At 53.5% G+C, this 3965-nt stretch carries 6 protein-coding genes; 2 read left to right on the top strand and 4 right to left on the bottom strand.

The window, feature by feature from the left end:
* On the top strand, positions 1-856 hold an 856-nt coding region (locus ACSHWX_RS17950), incomplete at its 5' end, for a hypothetical protein (protein WP_435669581.1).
* A 67-nt stretch (positions 857-923) separates the two neighbouring features.
* On the opposite strand, the gene ACSHWX_RS17945 is transcribed toward ACSHWX_RS17950, so the two are convergent.
* Together ACSHWX_RS17945 and ACSHWX_RS17940 are read right to left on the bottom strand one after the other, a co-directional pair.
* Positions 924-1454: a mobile mystery protein B gene (locus ACSHWX_RS17945; protein WP_435669580.1), complete on the bottom strand. Its 531-nt coding sequence runs from the start codon at positions 1452-1454 to the stop codon at positions 924-926.
* Positions 1451-1918: a mobile mystery protein A gene (locus ACSHWX_RS17940; protein ID WP_435669579.1), complete on the bottom strand. Its 468-nt coding sequence runs from the start codon at positions 1916-1918 to the stop codon at positions 1451-1453. The genes ACSHWX_RS17945 and ACSHWX_RS17940 overlap by 4 nt, the downstream gene beginning before the upstream one ends.
* Before the next feature lie 282 nt (positions 1919-2200).
* On the opposite strand from ACSHWX_RS17940, the gene ACSHWX_RS17935 reads away from it, so the two are divergent.
* Positions 2201-2380, top strand: a complete 180-nt coding sequence (locus ACSHWX_RS17935; protein ID WP_435669578.1) for a hypothetical protein — start codon at positions 2201-2203, stop codon at positions 2378-2380.
* A 61-nt stretch (positions 2381-2441) separates the two neighbouring features.
* On the opposite strand, the gene ACSHWX_RS17930 is transcribed toward ACSHWX_RS17935, so the two are convergent.
* Both ACSHWX_RS17930 and ACSHWX_RS17925 read right to left on the bottom strand, forming a co-directional pair.
* The gene (locus tag ACSHWX_RS17930; protein WP_435669577.1) at positions 2442-3071 is read right to left on the bottom strand and encodes a hypothetical protein; all 630 of its coding nucleotides are present in this window, start codon (positions 3069-3071) and stop codon (positions 2442-2444) included.
* Positions 3068-3778: a DNA methyltransferase gene (locus tag ACSHWX_RS17925; RefSeq protein ID WP_435669576.1), complete on the bottom strand. Its 711-nt coding sequence runs from the start codon at positions 3776-3778 to the stop codon at positions 3068-3070. Before ACSHWX_RS17925 ends, ACSHWX_RS17930 begins: the two co-directional genes overlap by 4 nt.
* Positions 3779-3965 lie beyond the last annotated feature (187 nt).

Below are 3965 nucleotides of genomic sequence, written 5' to 3'. Positions count from 1 at the left end.
CGCTTTACTCGACATACGTGTTTCACCCGTCAACGCACTCGCCGAAAACGATCTCGAAACGCTCACCAAAACGGCGAAAAAGGTTGCGAATGTGAAGGTAGCCAAAGGCGACACGTTGGCTGTCTCAAAGCAGAAATTTGCCAAGAAGGTAGGCAAGGTCTCGGCCAAAACGAAAGTCTCAGATCCCAAAAGTATCTCCACGTGGCAGGAGGAGGCTGGAAGAGAGCGCGAGACCTATCTATTGGAAACAGGACAGGTCGACTGCCCTCTTTGTGAGGGGGATGGCTTCCGAAATGGTGATGATTGTACACTTTGCCACGGTGAGAGTGCTTTGCCAGCCAGTCTTGCCGAGCAGGCTGATCTGTCGGATTTCGAAGAAATAGACTGCCCCGTCTGCGATGGCGATGGAGTTTTGCGGGGTGAACCCTGCAAGCTTTGTGACGGCGAATCTCGAATGGAGCGGCGATTTGCAGCGCAGGTTGATCCCACCGACTATGACCTCGTGAACTGCCCAGTCTGCGGGGGTGAAGGTATTCAAAACGGCGAGGACTGTCCATTATGTGGCGGTGAGCGCGAGTTGGAAGCGCGTATTGCCGTAAATGTCGACCTATCTGAGTATGACCTTGTGGACTGTCGTCTTTGCGAAGGTCATGGATCTTACGATGGTTCTGATTGCCCCGCTTGCGGGGGAGAGAAACAAATGCCCAATTATGCATCCGAACAGATGGATTGGGCACAATTTGACATGGTGGATTGTCCGCGTTGCGATGGTTCAGGGCAAGGCGACTACGGAGATTGCCAAGTTTGTGGCGGCGAGAGCAAAGTACCCCGGCGTTTTCGAGATCAGTATGAGTAGACTACTGAAGCGATAAATACGCGTCCAAGGGGCGGCGCGAAGTAGGCGACCCCTCTTGAATTGAGCCTCAATTGGTTGCGCCTCCCAAGGATGTAGCTAAGACGCGCTCTATCGGCCTTGGCCAATCGAAGAATGCTGCATGTTGCCGCGAAGGGCCGGTTAGGGAAAGCTGCATTGTAGCGATGGCCAGTGTAGCGAATGACGGCAATGGGTGAATCTGAACCATCCGGTGATGAAACCGTGCTGCGGCCTCTAGCGGTGCGTATGTGCCATTGCCTGCCCAATACCGCGCATCATCCAGCAGCACGCGCAGCTGCACTGATATCTGAAACGGATCGATCCCGATGTTCTTTTCACGAAGCCGGTAAGTACCAGCCCATTCCCAAACTTCGCCGAACAGCCGCTTATGCAGACGACGGACAAACTCATCCGTCAGAATGTCACCGCCGCGACGCCGCCCTAGCCACTGCAAACCTTGCGTGATGTTTGCCTGCTCCAATTCATCAAGCTCGCCGCGTGTTGCAACATGTCCAAATTTTAGACCCGCGATCTCGTCGGGATCGAGCGGCGTTGCGCCGTCTGGCTCTTCAAATATCATTTGGCCTCCCAAAAATCGCTCGGGCGGTCTCGCAGGAGCTCTTCGGCGAGCCGCTCGATCTCGTCTTTGATCTGCCTAGGGGTGAGTGATTGCTTCTCCAAGGCCATATGGGCACTTGCACGTTTCACAGTGTGCTCTGCTGCTTTATGGGCTTGCGCGTTCAGCACGTCTTTGACGCTATCCATCGGCACGATTGCATAAACAAACCGCCCGCCCATGGCCTCGGCAAGTTTTTCCATGTGTTGAATGCTAATCCCTCCCGCGCGCTCTTTGCGCTCGGCCTGATAGATCGCTGGTTTAGTAACACCCGTGCGCCGTGCAAGCTCAGGCGCAGACATGCCCAAGGCCTTGCGCATCGTCGCGATCCAGCCCTCTTTAGGCTTGGATACGCCTACAAGTTTTTGCGCCACACTATCAAGTTGGCGGGCATATTGCCTGATCGCTGCGTCTTTCACACTATTCATGGGTATTAATACCTGCTCTTTCACTTCATATACGAGTATATATTAATGCTCCCGAAAAGTCAAAAGGGGTATTTATAAATACTCTACACACACCTAACTGGATATAAATCAATTACCACACCACTAACCTATCCGCCGCACAATCCCCATTTCAAAGTCAAAACAGAGTTCATTCCTCCGAGGCTAAGAACAGACCAGCCGAACCATCAAGTGCCTTTGATGTGTGTGTGCGGGCCGAAAGGCCCTGAGTGGTTCGGGGCCTCCTTGACATAGGAGGATTACATGAAACTCATTTCTCGTTTCAACGCGGTATCTTACAGCGAGACTGAACTGCGAGGTCATTTACGCCAAGCTTTTAATGCGCTTGCCACTGCCCCGCGAGGATCAGCGACACACCGTTCAGCTTTGCTCTCACTGCAGGCCATCGAGGTAGAGATCGCATCGCGCCCACCAAGCCGCTAGGCTTATGCGGCGAACCACTAGGTTTGCCGCATTTTTTCACGCCTATGCGTCCGCCCAATCTCTAGCTCTGCCGCTCCCGATATTGCATTGCTACGCCCAAAAGCGTCCCATTGAGTTCGTTCGCCACGTGCAATTCCACACTGCGGCACACAAAATCAGCGGGCGTCATGCCAATACGAGGGTCCACAGACACGTCCAAAAAACTGCGGAAACCCGTTTCGCTGAGGAATGGCTTGGTGCAATCAACGGCGCGCACAGAAAAGCCAAGGTAGGGCATTGCCATGGCACCAAACCCAAACATTCCACTCATTTCAACGTTGAGTGCCATTCCAGCCGCCTGCACCGCAAACACGCCATATTGCCCCCACAAGGGCACGCGGCCCTCCTGCACAGCAGTCTCTCGCGCCAAAACGCTGCCGGGCGCATCGTCTCCGGCGAGAATGCCCGCAGCACCACGATTCAGCTTCCTCGCCAGTAAATACGCATCGTTTCGGATTGCCATCGCTGCGTCAAAATCAGTCGCCAGCATCGCCTTGTGGTGGCATTCAATCTGCCTACGATGATATGCAATCGCCTCCGCCCAATCAGACGGAAAATGCCTCGTCTCTTTTTCAAATGCATGTGCCGTGTTATCCCGCGCTGCCGTTTCCAGCAGCGCGTCAAAGCCGAGTTGGTCAAGTTGATTGCTCATGCCGCCACCTCTTTCGTTTGGCTGGCCTGAGCTTGGTGAGTCTGAGTTTGATTGCGCTGCCTTACTTTATAAGCTTGCGCGCCTGCCACTCTGCTACGTGCAGTATCGCAATGCACGTCTTCCAATTCGATCCCGATAAAATCACGGTCATTCAGAACTGCTGCGACTGACGTTGATCCCGAGCCAGAAAACGGATCAAGCACCAAATCCCCCACCTTTGAGAAACAACGAATAAGCGGAGCAATAACCTCAACCGCCTTTTCTGTCGGATGCCGCTTATTACCTGAATACACCCAGTCCTGAACATCACAGAGGGGATGAGCTGGCTTTGCAGGATTGCCCTTTGCCAAAACATAAGCTGTCTCGTGACGATACTCTGTATATCCCTTGCGGGACGCATAACCCTTTTTCCAGACGATTTGCCCAACGATCCGAAACCCTGTGGCCTCCCACGCCGCTGTGAATTGCAGTAATGCCGACCAACCGCAAAAACAAATGCAGTAGGCATTGTCTTTAAGCACCCGCGCCATCGGTTCAAACACGGGCAAAACGCCGTCCGCATTGTCGTCATTCTTGAGCGTGCGCCCAGTTCTGTCTTTGTAGTTCACCAGATAGGGCGGGTCGGTCACGATCAGATCAACTGTCCCTGCCTCCATTTTGTTCAACTCGTTTGCGGCCTCTGCGTGAATGATTTGGTTCTTATGCATTTCCCTGTTCCTTTCTCGATTTAGGGGTTGCGACTGCAAACCCTTGCCTCGTGGCGAACAGCGGGGGTGTAAGGTGCACGGAAAACCGGCGAAAGATCCTCTGCCTTTGAAGGAGGGCTCCCAATGGGACACCTGCAAAGCAAGGATCTCTTTGATCTGTTTTTCTTGAACCGCGCCGGGGGTAAGA

Source organism: Maritalea sp. (assembly GCF_051251695.1).
In the GTDB taxonomy this organism is placed as follows: domain Bacteria; phylum Pseudomonadota; class Alphaproteobacteria; order Rhizobiales; family Devosiaceae; genus Maritalea.
The sequence above is the reverse complement of the archived record's forward strand: the minus strand, read 5'-3'. Positions and strand labels throughout refer to the sequence as shown.